Origin of the sequence: Halobellus sp. EA9 (assembly GCF_051195055.1) — an archaeon.
Lineage (GTDB): Archaea > Halobacteriota > Halobacteria > Halobacteriales > Haloferacaceae > Haloquadratum > Haloquadratum rubicundus.
In genome coordinates, this window is record NZ_JBNTJW010000002.1 from 245,762 (window position 1) to 263,865 (window position 18,104).

Below are 18,104 nucleotides of genomic sequence, written 5' to 3' on the forward strand. Positions count from 1 at the left end.
CTTCCGCATCCGGCTCCCGGACCGTCGTGCCGAACGACCGCTGCCCGGCCCGGGGCTGCACTCAGCGCACGCCGTCGGTGGCTCCATTTTGATATATAAACGCTCGCCCGGCGCGGCGAAATCGACTTACGCCGGCGCTCCGTAGAGGAGGTCCGATGGTTTCCGACGCTCCCGCCGACTACGACTTCTGGCTGTTCGACCTCGACGGCACGCTCGTCGACGCCGAGTGGTCCTACACCCGCGAGGTGTTCGACCGGGTCGGCGACCGGATCGGCCGGGAGTTCACCGACCGCGAGGCCGAGGTCCTCTGGCACGGCCTCGGCGGCGCGCGGGACCCGCAGCTCCGCGAGTGGGGGATCGACCCCGAGGAGTTCTGGCCGGCGTTCCACGCGGTCGAGGACCCGCAAGCCCGCGCGGAGGCGACCTACCTCCACGACGACGCGGCGGCGCTCGTGGCCGACCTCGTCGCCGCCGGCCGCCCGGTCGGCGTCGTGACCCACTGCCAGGCGTTCCTGGCCGAGCCCGTGATCGACCACCTCGACGTCGGCGACTGGTTCGACGCCTTCGTCTCCTGCACGCCGGAACTCGGCTGGAAGCCCGACCCCGCGCCCGTCCGTCACGCCATCGAACGGCTCGGACGGAACCCCGATACGCCGGGAAGAGGCGTCCTCGCGGGCGACGGCGCGAGCGACGTCGGCGCGGCCTGGAACGCGGGGCTCGACGGCATCCACGTCGAGCGGCACTCGCCGGACCGGCGCGGCCGCTGTGTCCTCGCGGACTACCGCGTCGCGTCGTTCGACGACCTCCCGCTGGGCCCCGACCGCGACGTCGCCGCCGACGGCGGGGTCAGCGACCCCGCTCGGAAATAGAATCCCGCCACGCCCGCTCGTAGCCAGGCAGCGACTCGTAGACGCCCGTCTCGGCCAGCGTCGCTTCCAGTTCCCGAACGCCGGGCTTTTCGACCCGGTCGGGGTTCGCTCGGACGCGGACGTCCTCCACGCCGACCGGGACGAACGTCAGCCCCAATTTCTTGGCGGTCGCCCGGAGTCCGAGCCCCGCGTCGGCCTCGCTGCGCGCGACCGCTCGCGCGGGGCTCTCGAAGCCCTTCGTGCCGGCCTCGAAGCCGCGGATCGACCCGGTCAGGTCCGCGAGCGACGCGCCGCGCTCGTCGGCGAGATCCGACAGGGCGGCGTCGAGGCTCGCCCGGAGCCCGGCGTCGCGGCCGCGGTTGACGAACGCGAGGTCGCGATCGATCAGGTCCGAAAGGCCGTCGACGGCATCCGGGTTCCCGTCGGAAACGACGAGGCCCCACTCGCGCTCCCAGCCGCCGAGGTCGACCGTCTCGACGTCCCTCTCGGTGGGCCCGGCGACGACCGCGACGTCCGGCACCGAATTGGAGAGCCGGCGGAGCCCCTCGCGGCTCCCGAGCGGGAGGAACCGCGGTCGTTCGAGGGCGTCGAGTACGCGCGACAGCGCGGGATCGTCCTCGCCGACGGCCAAGAGGGTGGGCGCGCGGACATCCGGCGAGAACAGTTGGACCTCGACCTCTTCTCCCCGGTCCAGATATTTGGTGTCGGGATCGACCGCGACGACGCCGTCGGCCTCGACGAGCGAGGTCGTCGCGCCCGAGCCCTTGTCGACCGGATAGACGAGCGTCTCGCCGTCGGCGTCGGTCACTAGCCCGGCCGGCATCAGGCGGAGCCGCCCCTCGCTGTAGCGCTCGCGGACGGCCATTCTTCCCCTGGCGGTCGCGGTCTGCGGCTCCGGAAGCCCGGCGGCCTCGCGGATCGCGGGCGCGACGAACGTCCGGAAGATCGTGAGCGCCGAGACCGGGTAGCCGGGGAGGCCGACGTAGGCGCTGTCGCCGAGTTCGCCGATCAGCATCGGCTTGCCGGGCTTGACCGCGACGCCGTGGAGGAGGAGCTCGCCGCGCTCTTCGACGACGCGGTAGATCACGTCGACCGCCGACGCGGAGGTCGACCCCGACGAGAGCACGAGGTCGCACTCGTCGGCCGCTTCGAGGAGGAGCCGCTCCATCTCGTCGTAGTCGTCGCCGGCGTGGGGGTAGAGTTCGGCCTCGCCGCCCGCCGCCTCGACGCCCGCGGCGATGGTGTAGCTGTTGACGTCGTAGATCTCCCCGCGCGCGCTGTTCAGCTCCTCGCCCGGCCGGACCAGCTCGTCGCCCGTCGAGACGATGCCGATCTTCGGCCGGCCGCGGACGGGGACCGCGTCGCGGCCGAGCGCCGAGAGCAGGCCGACGTCGCGGGCGGTGAGTCGCGTGCCCGGGCCGAGCGCCCGCGCGCCCGCGGCGACGTCGCTGCCGGCGACCATCACGTTGTCGCCGGGGGCCACGGCGGTGCGGACGCGGACCCTCTCCCCATCGATTTCGGTCCGTTCGACCATCACGACCGCGTCGGCGTCGTCGGGCATCACCGCGCCCGTGGAGATCTCGACGGCCTCGCCCTCGCCGATCGGGACGTCCGGTTCCTCGCCCGCGTGGACCGTGCCCACCAGATTGAGCGTCACCGGGTCGGCCTCGTCGGCGCCGAAGGTGTCGCGGCCGCGGACGGCGTAGCCGTCGACGGTCGCGCGGTCGAAGCCCGGCACGTCGAGGTCGGCGTCGACCCGCTCGGCCAGCACGCGGCCGCGCGCCTCCGAGAGCGGGACCGCCTCGGGCTCCGGCGCGAGGTCGAGCGAGTCGATGGCGTCGTGGGCGACGTCCGGGTCGACGAGGTCGCGGAACTGCTTGCGGTCGCTCACGCGGACCACTCCCAGCGCTCGACGGTCACGGTCTCGCCCTCGTCGAAGCCCTCGCGCTCCTCGGGGACGGCGACCCAGCCGTCCGCCAGCGCGACCGAGGAGAGCACGCCCGAGCCGGAGGCGCGCGTCGGGGTCGCGGTCGGGAGCGCGTCCGGTCCCTCGTCCGCGTCGTCCCCGTCCGCGACTCCGTCGTCCACTTGCACGCGGGCGAACGTCCGCACCCCGGGCTCGCTCGGGATCTTTCGGTCGAGGACCGCCCCGGTCGTCGGTGGCGGGTCGTCCGGGAGGTGACCGACGTGCTTCAGCACGGGCCGGAGGAACTGCACGGCGTTGATGATCGCCGCGACGGGGTAGCCGGGGAGCATCACGACGGGCGTGTCCTCGACGACGCCGAGCGCGACCGGATGCCCCGGCTTGAGGGCGACGCCGTGGACGAGCACCTCGCCGAGCTCGGAGACGACTTCGGGGATGAGGTCGCGCTCGCCGACCGAGGAGCCGCCCGTGGTGACGACGACGTCCTTCGTCAGGTCGCGCTGGATCGCCGCGCGCAGGGCGGCCTCGTCGTCGGTGACGACGTTGCGGTAGGTGGGGACGCCGCCCCAGCGGGAGACCAGCCGCGAGACGGTCAGGCCGTTGGTCTCGATCACCTCGCCCGGCCCGGGGTCCTCCTGTACCAGCTCCTCGCCGGTCGGGACGACCCCGACGGTGGGCTTCTCGTAGACGGTCACGCGGTCGATGCCGACCGACTTCAGCAGGCCGAGGTCGGAGGGGCGGAGCCGGTGGCCCGGCTCGAAGAGCTCCTGGCCCTCGGCGACGTCCTCGCCGACGGGCGCGACGTTCTCGCCCTCGGTCACCGCGTCGAACACCTCCAGGTCGCCGCCGACCTCGTCGGCGTGTTCGATCATCACGACCGCGTCGGCGCCCTCGGGGAGTTCGCTGCCCGTATGGACGCGCACCGCCGACTCGGGGCCGACGCTCGTGTCGGGCGAGGTCTGCGGGTCGGCGTCGGCGACGCGGAGGACGCCCGGCGAGCGGTCGGAGGCGCCGAAGGTGTCGCTGGCGCGGACCGCCCACCCGTCCATCGCGGCGCGCTCGTAGTCCGGGACCGCGGTCGGCGACGTGACCGTCTCCGCGAGCGCGCGGCCGTCCGCGGGGATGAGCGAGAGGCGTTCGGTCCGCTCGTGGGGCGTCGCCGCCTCCAGGAGCCGGCGGCGGGCGACGGCCAGCCGGGTCCGGTCTTTGAACCCGGCCGACCGCCGGTCGTGGGCTGTCTCGTCTGCGTCCGAGGAGTCCATACGGGACGGTCCGCGCGCGAGTACAAAAAGAGCCGCGACGGCGGTCGATCCCCGCTCGCGCGAGGCGCTCCGCTACTCCGATATGACTCTTGTGGCCGATTTCGGCCGACGCGACCGCGGCCTTTTTCGATCCGCCGCCCCAACCCCGGCGTATGTCAGCACTGCGGGACGCACTCCAGGAGCTTCCGGAGTCGGTGTTCGCCGATCTGTTGGAGTCCGACGACGCCTACCTGATCGTACTCGATCTCCCCGGCGTGACCGCCGAGACCGCCGACCTGCGGGTCGAGCGCGGGCGGCTCGTCGTCGAGGCCCGGCGCGAGAAGGCGGTGCCGCCGGAGTTCCGCTACGTCTCCGAGGACCGGCCGCTCTTCCTCGACGCCGAACTGCCGCTGCCGCCGGATGCGACCGGCGCGGGCGCGTCGGCGGAGGTCGACCGCGGGGTCTTCACGGTCCGCCTGCCGAAGCGCGACGCCGCCCCCGAGCAGACGATCCCGATCACGTCGGCCGGAGACGACGCGTAACCGTCGGGTGGTCACGCTGGTGAATCTCCGCGCGTACTGGCGGTTCCTCGTCGTCGTCCGGCAGTTCTTCCCCCTGATCGTCGCCTACACCCGGGACCGCCGCAAGTACGTCCTGTTCGGCGGGAGCCGCCGGGTCGACCCCGAGACGCGGATCGAGCGGGCCGAGGTCCTGCTCGATTCGCTTCTCACGCTCGGGCCGACGTTCATCAAACTGGGACAGCTGCTGTCGACGCGCCCCGACATCCTCCCCGCGGAGTACATCGACGTGTTGTCGAGCCTCCAGGACGACGTCCCGCCGGCGCCCTGGGAGGAGTCGCGGCGCGTCATCGAGGCGGAACTCGGCGACGTCGACGACGCCTTCGACGACTTCGACCGGGACCCGATCAGCGGCGCGAGCCTCGGGCAGGTCTACACCGCGACCCACGAGGGCGACCCCGTGGCGGTGAAGATCCGCCGCCCGGGGATCGAGGACCTCGTCGAGGCCGACCTCCGGGTGATCCGCTGGTCGCTGCCGCTCGTCCGGCGGTTCATCGGCCAGGGGCGGGCTTTCTCGCTCGAGAACCTCGCCGACGAGTTCGCGAAGACGATCCGCCAGGAGATGGACTACAGCCGCGAGAGGCGCATCCTCGAAGAGATCCGCGGCAACTTCGCCGACACGCCCGAGATCCTGATCCCGAAGCCGATCGAGGAGCGCTCGGGGCCGCGCGTGCTCACGATGGAGTACCTCCCGGGGACGAAGATCAACGACGTCGAGACCCTGGACCGAAAGGGGATCGACCGGACGGAGCTGGCGACGACCCTCCAGCGCGTCTACCTCCAGATGATCGTCGACGACGGCGTGTTCCACGCCGACCCCCACCCGGGGAATCTGGCCGTGACCGACGACGGGAAGATCATCTTCTACGACTTCGGGATGTCCGGCACGGTCGAGCCGTTCATCCAGGAGAAGATCATCGACTTCTACGTCGCGGTCGCGAACCAGGACATCGACGCCATCCTCGATACCCTTATCGAGATGGGGACGCTCTCGCCGGAGGCCGACCGGCAGGTGATGGGCGAGGTGATGGAACTGGCCATCGCGGACGCCCGCGGCGAGGACATCGAGCAGTACCGCGTCCAGCAGATCATCGAGCAGGTCGAGTCGACGATCTACGAGTTCCCCCTGCGGCTGCCCCGGAACCTCGCGCTGGTGCTCCGGGTCGCGACCGTCGTCGAGGGGGTCTGCGTGACGCTCGATCCCGACTTCGACTTCATCTCGGTCGCGACCGACTACCTCCAGGACGAGGGCTACTACGAGCAGACCGCCCGCGAGTTGATCCAGCAGGGCGGCGAGCAGGTCAGAGACACCTCGCGGGCGCTCTTCGAGGTGCCGCCGAAGCTGAACCGCACGCTCGATCGGGTCGAAAACGAGAACCTCACCGTCAACGTCCGGCTCGAAGACGAAAACGACGTGCTCTCAAAGCTGGCCCGCCGGATCGTCTACGGCCTGTTCGTCGCCGTCGGCGCGCTCTCGACGGCGATCCTCTACGCGTTCGACCAGTCCAGCGTGCTACCGGCGGCCGTCGCCGCGGCGCTGACGATCCCGCCGCTGATCGCGCTGTACCGCTCCTTCCGGCGGAAGCGCGGCATCCGAGCCAAGCCGCAGTTCACCCGGCAGAGTATGCGCGAGCGCCGCGAGGGACGCGAGTAGCGGGACCTGTCGATTCCGCTCCCGCTGCGGCCCTTCGGGCCGCTCGGTTATCAGAGTTGATCACTCGGAGGGTAGCTTTATTCGGTGCGGGCCGAAACCGGCGGGCTATGACGCGGTGGCGCGCCGTCGCGGGCGGGTTCGCCCTCGCCGCTTGTAGCGAGGCGCTCGTCTTCGCCTGGACCGGCCGGGTGACGCTGCTCGGCGGCCTCGCCGGGAGCGCCCTCGCGGGCTATCTGGCCGGCGGCGGGTCCGCCGAGGGCGCCTGGCACGGGCTGTTGACGGCGATGGCGTGGGGGATCGTCCTGATCCCCGGACTCGTCGCCCTCTCTGTCGTCACCGACGCGCCGCTCCCGTTTCCGATCGAGTATCTGGTACCCTACCTCGACAGCGCCGGCGAGGCAACGGCGGCGATTCTCCTGACGGCGAGCCTCCCGAACGTCGCCGCCGGGGCCATCGGAAGCTACACGCGGAGTCAGGACGAGCGGGCACGACGCGACGGCGAGCGACCGCAGCGCCGGCGCGCCGACGGCGACGCCGACGAGGCGTGAGCCGGTCTCGACCCGGATCCGCAGACGCTCGGTCGCGGATCGGGCGATTCCGGCGCTCCCGCGCGTTTCCAAACCGTTTATACCGGCCACACGACAATCCCGGGATATGGCGAAAGAGCAAAAGCAGGTCCGCGAACTGCAAGAGGGCAGCTACGTGATGATGGAAGACTCCCCGTGCAAGATCAACGCCTACAGCACGGCCAAGCCCGGGAAACACGGCAGCGCGAAGGCCCGAATCGAGGGCCGCGGCGTCTTCGACGGCAAGAAGCGATCCCTCAGCCAGCCGGTCGACGCGAAGGTCTGGGTGCCGATCATCGAGCGAAAGGGGGGCCAGGTCGTCTCGGTCACCGGCGAGGACGCCCAGATTATGGACTTAGACACCTACGAGACGTTCACGATGCGCGTCCCCGACGACGAGGACCTCTCGCCCGACGACGAGATCGAGTACCTCGAGTACGAGGGCCAGCGGAAGATCGTCTGATCGGCGATGTTCCCCGGGGCGACCGCATCGCGTACCGACGCCGCGTACGTCGTCGTGGGCGCCCCGCTGGATATCTCGACCTCGTTCCGACCCGGGGCCCGCTTCGGCCCCGAGAGAATCCGGCGGTTCGCCCGGCCGTTCGACGACTACGACCGGCGGACCGACCTGCGCTTTTCGGACTGTTCCGTCCACGACCACGGCGACGTCCGCGCGTGGGACGACGCGCCCGAGTACCTGTCGTGGCTCGCGGGCGAACTCCGCGACGTCGTCGATTCTGACGCCGTGCCGCTCCTCCTGGGCGGCGAACACACCGTCTCCTCGGCGGGCGTCGCGGCCGTCGATCCCGACGTGTTCGTCTGTCTGGACGCCCACCTCGACCTGCGGGCCGACTACGACGGCAACCCCTACAGCCACGCGACGGTGACGCGGCGGATCCTCGACGGCGTCGCGGACTCGGACCAAGACGCCGACAGCGACGGCGGGAGCGCCCATCCGGACGTCGACGAGGCGATCGTCCTCGGCGCCCGGACCGGCAGCCCCGGGGAGTGGGAGCGCGCCGCCGCCGACGACGTGACCGTCGTCGCGCCCGAGGACGTCGCGGGCTTCGATCTCGCCGCCGCCGTCGGCGACCGCACCGCGTACCTGAGCGTCGACGTCGACGCCGCCGACCCGGGGTTCGCGCCGGGCACCGGCACGCCCGAGCCGTTCGGCCTCGATCCCCGAGCGCTCCGCGACGTCGTGCGGACCGTCGCGCCCCGCGCCGCGGGCTTCGACGTCGTGGAGGTCAACGACCGCGACGACGGCCAGGCCGCGTCGCTGGCGGCGAAGCTCTGCCGGGAGTTCGTCTACGCGCACGCCGACGCGGCGGACGACTGATCGGTCCGCGGACCGCGGAAACAAGACCTATTCCCCGGAGGCCGAGAACACGGGGTATGGACCTCGCGACGCTCACCGCGCGACTCGACGACCGACTCGACACCGACGCGTACGCCGACGTCGACGCCAGCGCCAACGGCCTCCAGGTCGGCCCCGGCGACCTCCAGCACACTCCTCGGGACGATTCGCCCGGGATCGAGCGCGCCGCCTTCGCGGTCGACGCCGCCGCGGCCACCATCGAGGCTGCCGCCGAGGCGGGCGCGGACCTGCTCGTGACCCACCACGGCCTCGTCTGGGGCGGGCTCGACCGCGTGACCGGCCGGGCGTACGAGGCCGTCTCCGCGCTCGTCGACCACGACATCGCGCTGTACGTCTCGCACCTCCCGCTCGACGGCCACGACTCGCTCGGCAACGCCGCGGGGCTCGCCGACCACCTCGGCCTCGAACGGCAGGCGGCCTTCGGCGAACTGGGGCCCGTGACGATCGGGCGTCGCGGCCGCGCGCCCGAGCCCTACGCCGTCGACGACGTCCGCTCGCGGCTCGCCGACCTCGACACCGACGGTCGGGAGCCCCAGGTGCTCGACTTCGGCCCCGCGGAGATCCGCGACGTCGCCGTCGTCACGGGCTCGGGCGTCGACTGGCTCGGCGAGGCCGCCGACGCCGGCGTCGACGCGCTCGTGACGGGCGAGGGCAAACAGCAGGTCTACCACGAGGCCCGCGAGGCCGGAATCCACGTCTTCCTCGGCGGCCACTACGCCACCGAGACCTTCGGCGTCGAGCGTCTGGCCGACCTGGTCGGAGACTGGGGCGTCGAGACGACGGTCCTCTCGCATCCGACGGGGCTCTGATACTGATTACGCTCGTCTCTTCCCGCCGAGCGCCGTCACCGGGGCTGGCGTTCGGCGGTACACAGTGAGAGTACTCACTATGAGGCGGCCGGCGACCTTCCGCTCCAGTACCGCCGTTCCGGGATTCGGCCACAACAGTTAGTAGAGCAGTATCAGCGCCGATAATCAGCGGGGTGGCTTTTTATTTCACACCGGGCTATCACGTGTAGATGTCACACAACGGAGCGCTCGAGTCCGTCAGGTCGAGCTTCGGGGCGAAGCTCGCCGTGGCGCTGCTCGCGGTCGTCGCCCTCGTGGTCGGGTTCGGCGTCGTCGTCCACGAGGAGACCTCGGCGACGCTGCAAGAGGAGGTCAGGACGGAACTGACCACCTCCGCCGAGACCCGGGCCGCAGAGCTCGACACCTGGATCAGCGGAATCGAACGACAGACGCGACTGCACTCGACACAGGCGGTGTTGCAGTCGGGCGACGTGAGCGAGATCTCCGCGCACCTGCGCGAGACCGTCAAGAGCGACGCCGTCCCCGAGGGCGTCGTCGCCGTCCACTACTACGACGCCGACTCCCAGACCATCCGCGCCAGTTCGATGCCGAAGATGGAGGGCGTAAACGCCGCCGAGCAGGGCGCGCCCTTCGCGACCGACCCGCCGACGTTCTCCGGGCCGGACGACACCTACGTCAGTTCGCCGTTCCGGGTCCCCGTCGTCGACTTCCCGGTCCTCTCTGTGATCTCGCCGATCGAGGGGACTGACGGGAAGATGCTCGTGTACATGATCAACCTCAGGGCGCACGCGGCCGAGTTCGCCGACATCGCCGGGCAGGGCTCGACCGTCGTCGTCGACGGCCAGGGCCGCGTCATCGCCCACCCCGACAGCGGTGAGGACGGCCACCACGTCGAGCTGCTGAGCCAGTACGAGGGCGACCTCGCGTCGCTCTCCGACGGCGGCTTCGAACGCCGCGGCGACTTGCTCGTCGCCGGGGCGGGAATGGAGTCGCTCGACTGGACGGTCCTCGTGCGGTCCGACCGCGCGAACGCCTACGCGCTGGGCTCGCAGATCACCTCCTCGATCCTCGGGCTGATCCTGCTCGCGCTGATCAGCCTCGCGTTCGTCGGCGTCGTCGTCGGGTCGAACTCGATCGTCTCGCTCCGGTATCTCGCCCGCCGGGCGAACGCGATGGCCGAGGGGGACCTCGACGTCGACCTCTCGACGACGCGGACCGACGAGTTCGGGACGCTGTACCGCTCCTTCGACGAGATGCGGACCGCGCTCCGCGAACAGATCGGGGCGATGGAAGAGAAGAACGAGACGCTCGAATCGACGGCCGCGGAGTACGGTCAGGTGATGGACGACGTCGCCGACGGCGACCTCACTCGCCGGCTCGACCCCGACACCGAGCACGAGGCGATGTCCGACATCGCCGTCTCGTTCAATCAGATGCTCGACGCCGTCGCCGACACGATGGCCGAGGTGAAGGCCTTCTCCGCGCACGTCGTCGAGACCGCAGAGCACGTCGACGAGGGCGCCGAGGAGGTCCAGGCGGCCTCCGCGAAGGTGACGACGGCGACGACCGAGATCTCCGACGGCGCCGAACAGCAGACCGAGGCGCTCCACGAGGTCTCGACCGAGATGGACGCGCTTTCGTCCTCCGCCGAGGAGATCGCCGCGACGGTCGACGAGGTCGCCCAGGCCTCCGAGCGCGCGGCCGAACTCGGCGACGAGGGACAGTCCTACGCAGAGGCGGCCGTCGACGAGATGGACGCCGTCGAGCAGACGACCGCCGAGACCGCACAGGAGGTGACGGACCTGGCGGACGAACTCGACGCCGTCGGCGAGGTCGTCGAGGTGATAAGCGAGATCGCCGAGGAGACGAATATGCTCGCGCTGAACGCCTCGATCGAGGCCGCGCGGACGGGCGAGGCCGGCGACGGCTTCGCGGTCGTCGCCGACGAGGTCAAGCAGTTGGCCGAGGAGACGGCCGAGTCGGCAGCCGAGATCGAAGAACGGATCGAGGGGATCCAGGCGCGCGCCGACGAGACGACGGAGGCGATGCTCTCGACCCAGGAACGGATCGAAAGCGGCGTCGACACCGTCGAGGACGCGATCGACGCGCTCGACAACGTCGCCGCCGCCGTCGAGGAGACGGACAACTCGATCCAGGAGATCCGCGACGCGACGGCCCAGCAGGCCTCGTCGGCGACTGCGGTCGTCGATCGGGTCGACGACGTGGCCGCGATCGGCGACCAGACCGCCGAGGAGGCGACCGACGCGGCCGCCGCGGCCCAACAACAGACGAGCACGATGACGACAGTGAGCGAGGAGGCAGAGCGGCTGACGGCACAGGCACGCGAACTCCGGACGGCGCTGGAGGACTTCACGGTCCCCGACGACGCCGGCACGGGGCTCAGCACCGGGACTCCCGGCTCGGCGGCGCCCGGGTCGGATCGACGCGTCGGCGCCGACGGCGGGACGCCGCCGGACTCGCACCGCACCGACGGCGGTACGCCGGATTCGACCCGCCGGGGCGACGCGGACTGGCCCGGCGAGTGGGAGACCGGAGGGGGTGAGTGAGTATGGAGTTCACCACCGGCCTGTGGCTGTGGATCGGCATCGCGGGGATGACCGCGGGGTCGCTCCCGACGGGCTATCGGCTCGTGACGACCGACGAGCACCGCGAGCTCAACGCCGTCCTCTTCGGCGTGACGGGCATCGCGGCCGTGGCGTACCTGCTGATGGCGCTCGGCTACGGGACGATCGCGGTCGGCTCCCAGAGCGTCGAGATCGTCCGCTACGTTGACTGGCTGCTCACGACGCCGCTCATAGTCCTCTACCTCGGGCTGCTCTCGCGGCCCGGCCGGCGGGTCCTCCGGCGGCTCGTCGCCGTCGACGTCGCGGTCGTGCTCGCCGGGATCGCCGCGACGGCGGTGGCCGGGCTCCTCCAGTACGTCTTCTTCGGCCTGGGGACGATCGCGTACCTCGTGCTCGTCCAGTTGCTGGTGCAGACGCTGCCCGAGCGGGCGACGTTCTCGACGCCGCGCGAGGAGTCGTCGTTCACGACGCTCCGGAACCTCACCGTCATCGTCTAGACGCTGTACCCGGTCGTGTGGCTGCTGGCGCCGACCGGCGTCGGCCTGCTGCTGCCGGAAACGCAGACGCTCGTGTTCACCTATCTCGACCTCGTCTCGAAGGTCGGCTTCGTCGCCGTCGCGGTCCGCGGGATGACGGCGCTGTCGGACGCGCGCTCCGATATGAGCGTGACGGCCGACTGAGCGCGGCTCGCGGCTCTCTTCTCTTCCCCCCGCCGCCGACGAATCGCGGGACATAACCGCTCGGCCCGTCCAGCAGCACTATGAGCGACGAGCACCACGGTCCGGACGGCGAGGGTCCCGACGACGCCGAGTCGCACGACGCCGAACCGCACGGCGCCGACGACGCGCCGGAGTCCCACCGCGAGGAGTTCCACGAGGCGCCGATCGGTCACGCGCGGGTCCGCGGCGGGATGTCCGTCGGCGAGCTCGCCGACGAGTACGGCAAGGCGGGCATCGGCGCGGCCACCGTCGACGAGGCGGTCGACGTCTACGCCGAGATGCTCGCCGACGAGGACGTGACGAACTTCTTCGGGCTCGCGGGCGCGATGGTCCCGGCCGGGATGCGGCAGGTCGTCGTCGACCTGATCCGCGACGGCCACATCGACGTCCTGGTGACGACCGGGGCGAACCTCACCCACGACGCCATCGAGGCGATCGGCGGCAAACACCACCACGGCCGCGCGGAGCCGCACGACCCTCACCCCGCGAACCCCGACGCGGAGCCGACCGGCGAGACGGCGCGGGACCACGACGAGCACCTCCGCGACGAGGGCGTCGACCGGATCTACAACGTCTACCTCCCCCAGGAGCACTTCGCGCTGTTCGAGTCGCACCTCCGCGACAACGTCTTTCCGGCCGTCGAGCGCCGCGTCTCGATCCAGGAGTTCACCGCCGAACTCGGCCGGGCGAACGCCGAGCAGAACCGCGAGCGCGACGTCGAGGAGGACGCCGGCATCGCCGCGGCCGCCTACGAGCACGACGTGCCGATCTACTGCCCGGCGATCCAGGACTCGGTGCTGGGGATCCAGGCGTGGATCTACTCGCAGACCTCCGAGTTCGGCCTGAACGCCCTCGAAGACATGTCCCACCTCTCGGACCTCGCGTTCGAGGCCGAGCGCGCTGGCGCGATGCTCGTCGGCGGCGGCGTTCCGAAGAACTACGTCCTCCAGACGATGCTGACCATCCCGGACGCCTACGACTACGCGGTCCAGCTGACGATGGACTCCCACCGCACTGGCGGCCTCTCGGGCGCGACGCTCGACGAGGCCCGATCGTGGGGCAAACTGGAGAAGTCCGCCCGGAACGTCACGGTCGTCGCCGACGCCACGGTCACGCTGCCGCTCGTCGTCGCCGCGGCCCGCGAGCGCGCCGGCGAGTAGATCATAAACATTTATTATATACTGGGGCGTCGGTCGTCGTATGCCCGTCGTACGCGTACACGAGTAATCCTTCTCCGAGCCGTGTACCGCCGTACGACCGCCCGATCCGATCCCACCGCCCGTGAGCACGAACGTCGAACACGCACGCCCGAACCGCACCGATCGACCGACCGAAGACGACACCGAGACGCGTCCGTCCGCCGCCTCGACGGCCGACGCGCCGTCGACGACGCCCGAACCGTCGACGACGACCTCACCGGAGGCCCCCGCTTCCGGAGCGGCACCGGAGCCGCGCTCGGCCGACCCCGATTCCGGGACTGACTCCTGGACGCAGCGCTGCCAGCGCCAGTTCGAACCGCGCGCCACCGATCGGCTGGCGAACCTCGTCGACGAGTCGAACCTCGTCGTCATCTCGCCGGGCGACGAGTAGCGTCGATTGTCGCTCGCGAACGCGACACACGGAACGGCTATACATCCCCGGCGGTTCTGTGTGGTATGAACTACGCTGATTCTCTCGACAGGGCGATCGACGCGCTCCCGGAGCGAAACGAAGAGGAGTCCCGTCTCGACGTCCCCGATCCCGCGGGCGAGACCGACGGGGCGTTCACCCGGCTGACGAACCTCGGCGAGATCGCCGACGCCCTCGGCCGCGACGCCGAGCACGTCCACCGGAACGTCCAGCGCGAACTCGGCACAAACGGCCAGTTCAACGGCGACCGCGCGCGCTACAACGGCTCGTTCACCGTCGCGGACTTCCAGGCCGCCATCGACGAGTACGTCGCCGAGTACGTCACCTGTACCGAGTGCGGCCTCCCCGACACCCGCCTCGTGACCGAGGACGGCGTCGATATGCTGCGCTGTGAGGCCTGCGGGGCGTTCCGCCCGGTCGCCAAGCGCGCCGCCAAGACCCAGTCGTCGTCGGGCCCCGCCGTCGAGGAGGGGACGACCTACGAACTGGAGATCACCGGCACGGGCCGGAAGGGCGACGGCGTCGCCGAGAAGGGCAAATACACGATCTTCGTCTCCGGCGCGCAGGAGGGCCAGACCGTCCGCGCGCTCATCGAGCGCACGAGTGGCACCCTCGCGTTCGCTCGCGTGGTCTGACGCTCCGCCACGCTCGCAACGCTCTTTTGAGTCGCCGCCCTCGCTTCGGACGGCCGATGACGACGGCACCGCTCCGAGTCGGGGTGGCGCTCGACGACGACGAGCCCTATGAGTGCCGAGGCCAGCTTTCCGCGCCAATATCCGCGAAGCGAACTGAACGTTGCGCAATCGCCTCTGCCACCCACTGAGGGGAGAGTCGACGGTTCAGGCCGAAGAGAGTCACTCTAAGTAGTCAGATGGATATGTCGTCCTCCGTCTATGTCTGTCCCGTTACGTCTCTCCAACAGGCACGGGAACGCTCGCTGTAAGCAGTCGGGAATCGTCCCCAGCCTACGGAACCAGCGGTGCGCCTCGCGCGCACGCGCGCAACCCCTATCGGTCTCTGGCACCTTCCCCCTAGTGTGCGTGATTCACCGAAAACCGGGAGTGCCCGTGCCGGCATTCCCGAGTACGACAGCGTCGACGTATCGGTTCTCGTAATCGGGGCTGGCGCGGCGGGCGCCCGCGCCGCCATCGAACTCGCCGAGCGCGGGGTTGACGACGTGTTGGTGCTCGGCAAACGGAGCCACGGCGACGCCCACACGACGTGGGCCCGCGGCGGTATCAACGGCGCTCTCGGGACCCACGACCCGGAGGACTCGTGGGCGATTCACGCCGCGGACACGCTCAACGAGGGGCACTTCCTCAACGACCCCGGAAAGGTCCAGACCGTCACGAAGCGGATGCCCGGACTGCTCCGGGAACTCGACGACTGGGGGATGGCGTTCTCCCGGACCGAGGACGGCGAACTCGACCAGCGCTTCTTCGGTGCCCAGTCGTTCCGGCGGACTGCGTTCGCCGGCGACCACACCGGCGAGTCGATGCTGAACACGCTGGTGGACCGGGCACAGGAGCTATCGGTCCCCTACCGCGAGAACGTGATGATTACGACCCTGCTCGCGGACGGCGACCGAGTGTACGGGGCAGTCGGGTTCGACGCGGACACCGGCGACTACCTGCTCATCAACGCCGGAACGGTCGTCCTCGCGGCCGGGGGGTACGCGGCGATCTACAACCGCCACACGTCGAGGGACGACGAGAACAACGGCGACGGGCCGGCGCTGGCTTACGACGCCGGCGCGGCCCTGATGGATATGGAGTTCGTCCAGTTCCACCCGACGGGGATGGCCGTCGACGAGGACGACCCCGAGTGGGAGCCCTGGAGCGGCCGCCTCGTTACAGAGGCGGTCCGCGGCGAGGGGGGCCACCTCTACAACGCGGAGGGCGAGCGGTTTATGGAGCGGTACTCCCCGGACCAGATGGAACTCGACGCCCGCGACGTGGTCGCCCGCGCCATCGCACAGGAAGTCGCCGAGGGCCGGGGCACCGAGAACGGCGGCGTCTCCCTCGACCTCTCACACAAGAGCCGGTCGTTCATCCGCGAACGCCTCCCGAGGATGTACGAGCGGTTCGATGACCTCGGGGTGGATATGGCGTCCGAACCGGTCGAAGTCGCGCCGACGGCCCACTACGGCATGGGCGGCGTCGCCGTCGACGAACACGGCGAGACGAGCGTCGACGGCCTGTTCGCCATCGGCGAGACGATGGCGGGCGTCCACGGCGCGAACCGCTTGGGCGGCAACTCACTCGCCGAAACCGTCGCGTTCGGGGCCGTCGCCGGGGAACGAATCGCCCAGCGTGTCGACGGGCCGGGTCGGCTTCCGGACCACGTCGTCGACGACTACGCGAAACCGCAGCTGCGTGACCTCGCGGCGCTGGCAGGGCGTGACGGCACCCACGAGGTCAGCAGCGTGTTCACCGGCCTGCAGAACCTGCTGTGGGAGCACGCCGGCATCCTCCGCGACGAGGACTCCCTGCGGGCCGGACTCCGCGAACTCGACACACTGCGGGACCGGGTCTCGGACCTCGATGTCGGCCCGATTACGAGCGACTCCTTCGAGTTCGCCGTCGACCTTGGGTTCATGCTGACGACTGCGGAGGCCGTCCTGCGCGGGGCCCTCCAGCGGACGGAATCCCGAGGGGCACACTACCGGACCGACTACCCCGACACCGACCCGGACTGGCGGCGGAACATCTACTACGAACGGGCCGACGTCGGCGGGATGTCCACGCACACCGAGACGGTCGGAACGCCCAGCGAGACCGTACAAGCCGCGCTCGACGAGGGACACGAACTGGACTACCACCAACTCGAGTAGTCAGCCGAGAACACCGTCGAGAGCGCCCGGCGACCCGAAGTCCTCCGGCTCGAGGTCGGGGTGTTTTGACCGTCGGGCCCCTGTCACTGGTAATGAGTGAACACCCAGAACGTCTCGCGGGCGTGTCCGAGGTCGACTGTACCGGACTGCAGGCATTGGTCACGGGGTCGACCAGCGGCATCGGCCGCGCCGCGGCGCTCGCCCTCGGGCGACTCGGTGCGGACGTTATCGTCCACGGCCGCGACCCCGAGGCCGGCGCGGCGGTCGTCGAGGAACTCGCCGGAACCGGTGCGGACGCGACGTTCGTGCAGGCGGACTTCGCGGATGTCGACGCGGTCCGGGACCTCGCGGCCGCCGTGCGCGAGGAGACCGAGGGCCTCGACCTCCTCGTCAACAACGCCGGCGGCCTGTTTCGGGACGGGCGGCTGACCGACGCCGGCATCGAGTACACGTTCCACGTCAACCATCTGTCGCCGTACCTCCTGACGGCCGACCTGCTCGACCAGCTCTCCGAGGGGGCTCGGGTCGTCACGACTGCCTCCGGCGCTCACAAGGGGGCCTCGCTGAATCTGGAGCGGGTGCAGGGCTCGGACCCTTACACCGGGTTTACGGCCTACAGTCACTCGAAGCTCGCGAACGTACTTTTCGCCCGGGAACTCGCTCGACGACTCGACGTGGCCGGCCGGGAGGTTACCTCCAACAGTATCCATCCGGGCGCGATTCCCGGGAGTGGGTTCGCTCGGTTCCTCCCCGGCCCCCTTCCGGGCCTGTTCCAGCGACTCGAAGCGCTTCCCGGGGTCACGTCCGTCGCCGACGGGGCCGCGGAAATCCTGTTCGTCGGCGTCTCCCCACGCACTGCGGAGGTATCCGGACGGTACTTCTTCGGCCAGCAGGCGCGCACACCCTCCGCGGCCGCCCGGGACGGCGAGGCCGCGCGACGACTCTGGACCGAGAGCGCGAGGATGCTCGACATCGAGGAGCCACTGGCAAAACGCGACCAGAACCCTATCGCGGCCGACGAGGGAACGGACCCGAGCGAGCCCTGATTCCCCGTGAATCACGACCGTATTCACGCACGGGAACCCGCTCACCACCGCGACCGGTGGTCGGTCGGGCGTATCGCGTCGGTTGCGGAGCAGGACGGTCACTGTGTCGTCACGGTCACCCCCGAGGCCGGTGAGGCGATAGACCTCGTCGTCACGCTCGCCGTTCGCGACCTGTTCGTGAGTCGGCTGGATATTGAGGAGGGAGAGTCGCCCGTCGGTGAACGCGTCTGGTACCGCGAGCACGGCGGCAACACGCCGTAGTCCAAGAAGCCG

The 18,104-nt window shown here is 70.4% G+C and carries 16 protein-coding genes and 1 pseudogene; 15 read left to right on the top strand and 2 right to left on the bottom strand.

Features of this window, described 5'->3' with window-relative positions; genetic code table 11:
- The first annotated feature begins 155 nt into the window (after window positions 1-155).
- Window positions 156-869, top strand: a complete 714-nt coding sequence (locus ACQUQ0_RS04100; protein ID WP_435183329.1) for an HAD family hydrolase — start codon at window positions 156-158, stop codon at window positions 867-869.
- Here the strand turns inward: ACQUQ0_RS04100 and ACQUQ0_RS04105 are convergent.
- Both ACQUQ0_RS04105 and ACQUQ0_RS04110 read right to left on the bottom strand, forming a co-directional pair.
- Window positions 847-2,760 (bottom strand): molybdopterin biosynthesis protein, encoded by a 1,914-nt coding sequence (locus ACQUQ0_RS04105; RefSeq protein WP_435183330.1) that lies wholly within the window; start codon window positions 2,758-2,760, stop codon window positions 847-849. The genes ACQUQ0_RS04100 and ACQUQ0_RS04105 overlap by 23 nt on opposite strands.
- Window positions 2,757-4,055: a molybdopterin molybdotransferase MoeA gene (locus tag ACQUQ0_RS04110; RefSeq protein ID WP_435183331.1), complete on the bottom strand. Its 1,299-nt coding sequence runs from the start codon at window positions 4,053-4,055 to the stop codon at window positions 2,757-2,759. The genes ACQUQ0_RS04105 and ACQUQ0_RS04110 overlap by 4 nt, the downstream gene beginning before the upstream one ends.
- 152 nt (window positions 4,056-4,207) lie before the next feature.
- Here ACQUQ0_RS04110 and ACQUQ0_RS04115 point away from each other — a divergent pair, with 152 nt between their 5' ends.
- The 14 genes and pseudogenes from ACQUQ0_RS04115 (at window position 4,208) to ACQUQ0_RS04180 (ending at window position 18,092) form a co-directional block, all read left to right on the top strand.
- Window positions 4,208-4,576, top strand: coding sequence for an Hsp20/alpha crystallin family protein (locus ACQUQ0_RS04115; RefSeq protein WP_435183332.1), 369 nt, complete (start codon window positions 4,208-4,210; stop codon window positions 4,574-4,576).
- A 7-nt stretch (window positions 4,577-4,583) separates the two neighbouring features.
- On the top strand, window positions 4,584-6,266 hold the full coding sequence (locus ACQUQ0_RS04120) for an ABC1 kinase family protein (protein ID WP_435183333.1): 1,683 nt from the start codon (window positions 4,584-4,586) through the stop codon (window positions 6,264-6,266).
- A 107-nt stretch (window positions 6,267-6,373) separates the two neighbouring features.
- Window positions 6,374-6,814 (top strand): DUF5518 domain-containing protein, encoded by a 441-nt coding sequence (locus ACQUQ0_RS04125; RefSeq protein ID WP_435183334.1) that lies wholly within the window; start codon window positions 6,374-6,376, stop codon window positions 6,812-6,814.
- A gap of 106 nt (window positions 6,815-6,920) precedes the next feature.
- On the top strand, window positions 6,921-7,295 hold the full coding sequence (locus ACQUQ0_RS04130; protein ID WP_372391264.1) for a translation initiation factor IF-5A: 375 nt from the start codon (window positions 6,921-6,923) through the stop codon (window positions 7,293-7,295).
- A 6-nt stretch (window positions 7,296-7,301) separates the two neighbouring features.
- A complete protein-coding gene (locus ACQUQ0_RS04135) occupies window positions 7,302-8,171 on the top strand; it encodes an arginase family protein (RefSeq protein WP_435183335.1) in 870 nt (289 codons plus the stop codon).
- A gap of 56 nt (window positions 8,172-8,227) precedes the next feature.
- Window positions 8,228-9,019, top strand: coding sequence for a Nif3-like dinuclear metal center hexameric protein (locus ACQUQ0_RS04140; RefSeq protein WP_435183336.1), 792 nt, complete (start codon window positions 8,228-8,230; stop codon window positions 9,017-9,019).
- A gap of 209 nt (window positions 9,020-9,228) precedes the next feature.
- Entirely contained in the window at window positions 9,229-11,586 is a 2,358-nt protein-coding gene (locus ACQUQ0_RS04145; protein WP_435183337.1) for a methyl-accepting chemotaxis protein, read from the top strand.
- Between the two features lie 2 nt (window positions 11,587-11,588).
- Window positions 11,589-12,284: pseudogene (locus ACQUQ0_RS04150) on the top strand (bacteriorhodopsin).
- Window positions 12,285-12,364: 80 nt separating this feature from the next.
- A complete protein-coding gene (locus ACQUQ0_RS04155) occupies window positions 12,365-13,483 on the top strand; it encodes a deoxyhypusine synthase (protein ID WP_435183339.1) in 1,119 nt (372 codons plus the stop codon).
- Window positions 13,484-13,604: 121 nt separating this feature from the next.
- Entirely contained in the window at window positions 13,605-13,913 is a 309-nt protein-coding gene (locus ACQUQ0_RS04160) for a hypothetical protein (protein WP_435183340.1), read from the top strand.
- A gap of 65 nt (window positions 13,914-13,978) precedes the next feature.
- The gene (locus ACQUQ0_RS04165) at window positions 13,979-14,587 is read left to right on the top strand and encodes a translation initiation factor IF-2 subunit beta (protein ID WP_435183341.1); all 609 of its coding nucleotides are present in this window, start codon (window positions 13,979-13,981) and stop codon (window positions 14,585-14,587) included.
- A 401-nt stretch (window positions 14,588-14,988) separates the two neighbouring features.
- Window positions 14,989-16,785: an L-aspartate oxidase gene (locus tag ACQUQ0_RS04170; RefSeq protein WP_435183342.1), complete on the top strand. Its 1,797-nt coding sequence runs from the start codon at window positions 14,989-14,991 to the stop codon at window positions 16,783-16,785.
- A gap of 92 nt (window positions 16,786-16,877) precedes the next feature.
- On the top strand, window positions 16,878-17,831 hold the full coding sequence (locus ACQUQ0_RS04175) for an SDR family NAD(P)-dependent oxidoreductase (RefSeq protein WP_435183343.1): 954 nt from the start codon (window positions 16,878-16,880) through the stop codon (window positions 17,829-17,831).
- Between the two features lie 6 nt (window positions 17,832-17,837).
- Window positions 17,838-18,092 (top strand): hypothetical protein, encoded by a 255-nt coding sequence (locus ACQUQ0_RS04180; RefSeq protein ID WP_435183345.1) that lies wholly within the window; start codon window positions 17,838-17,840, stop codon window positions 18,090-18,092.
- Window positions 18,093-18,104: the final 12 nt, after the last annotated feature.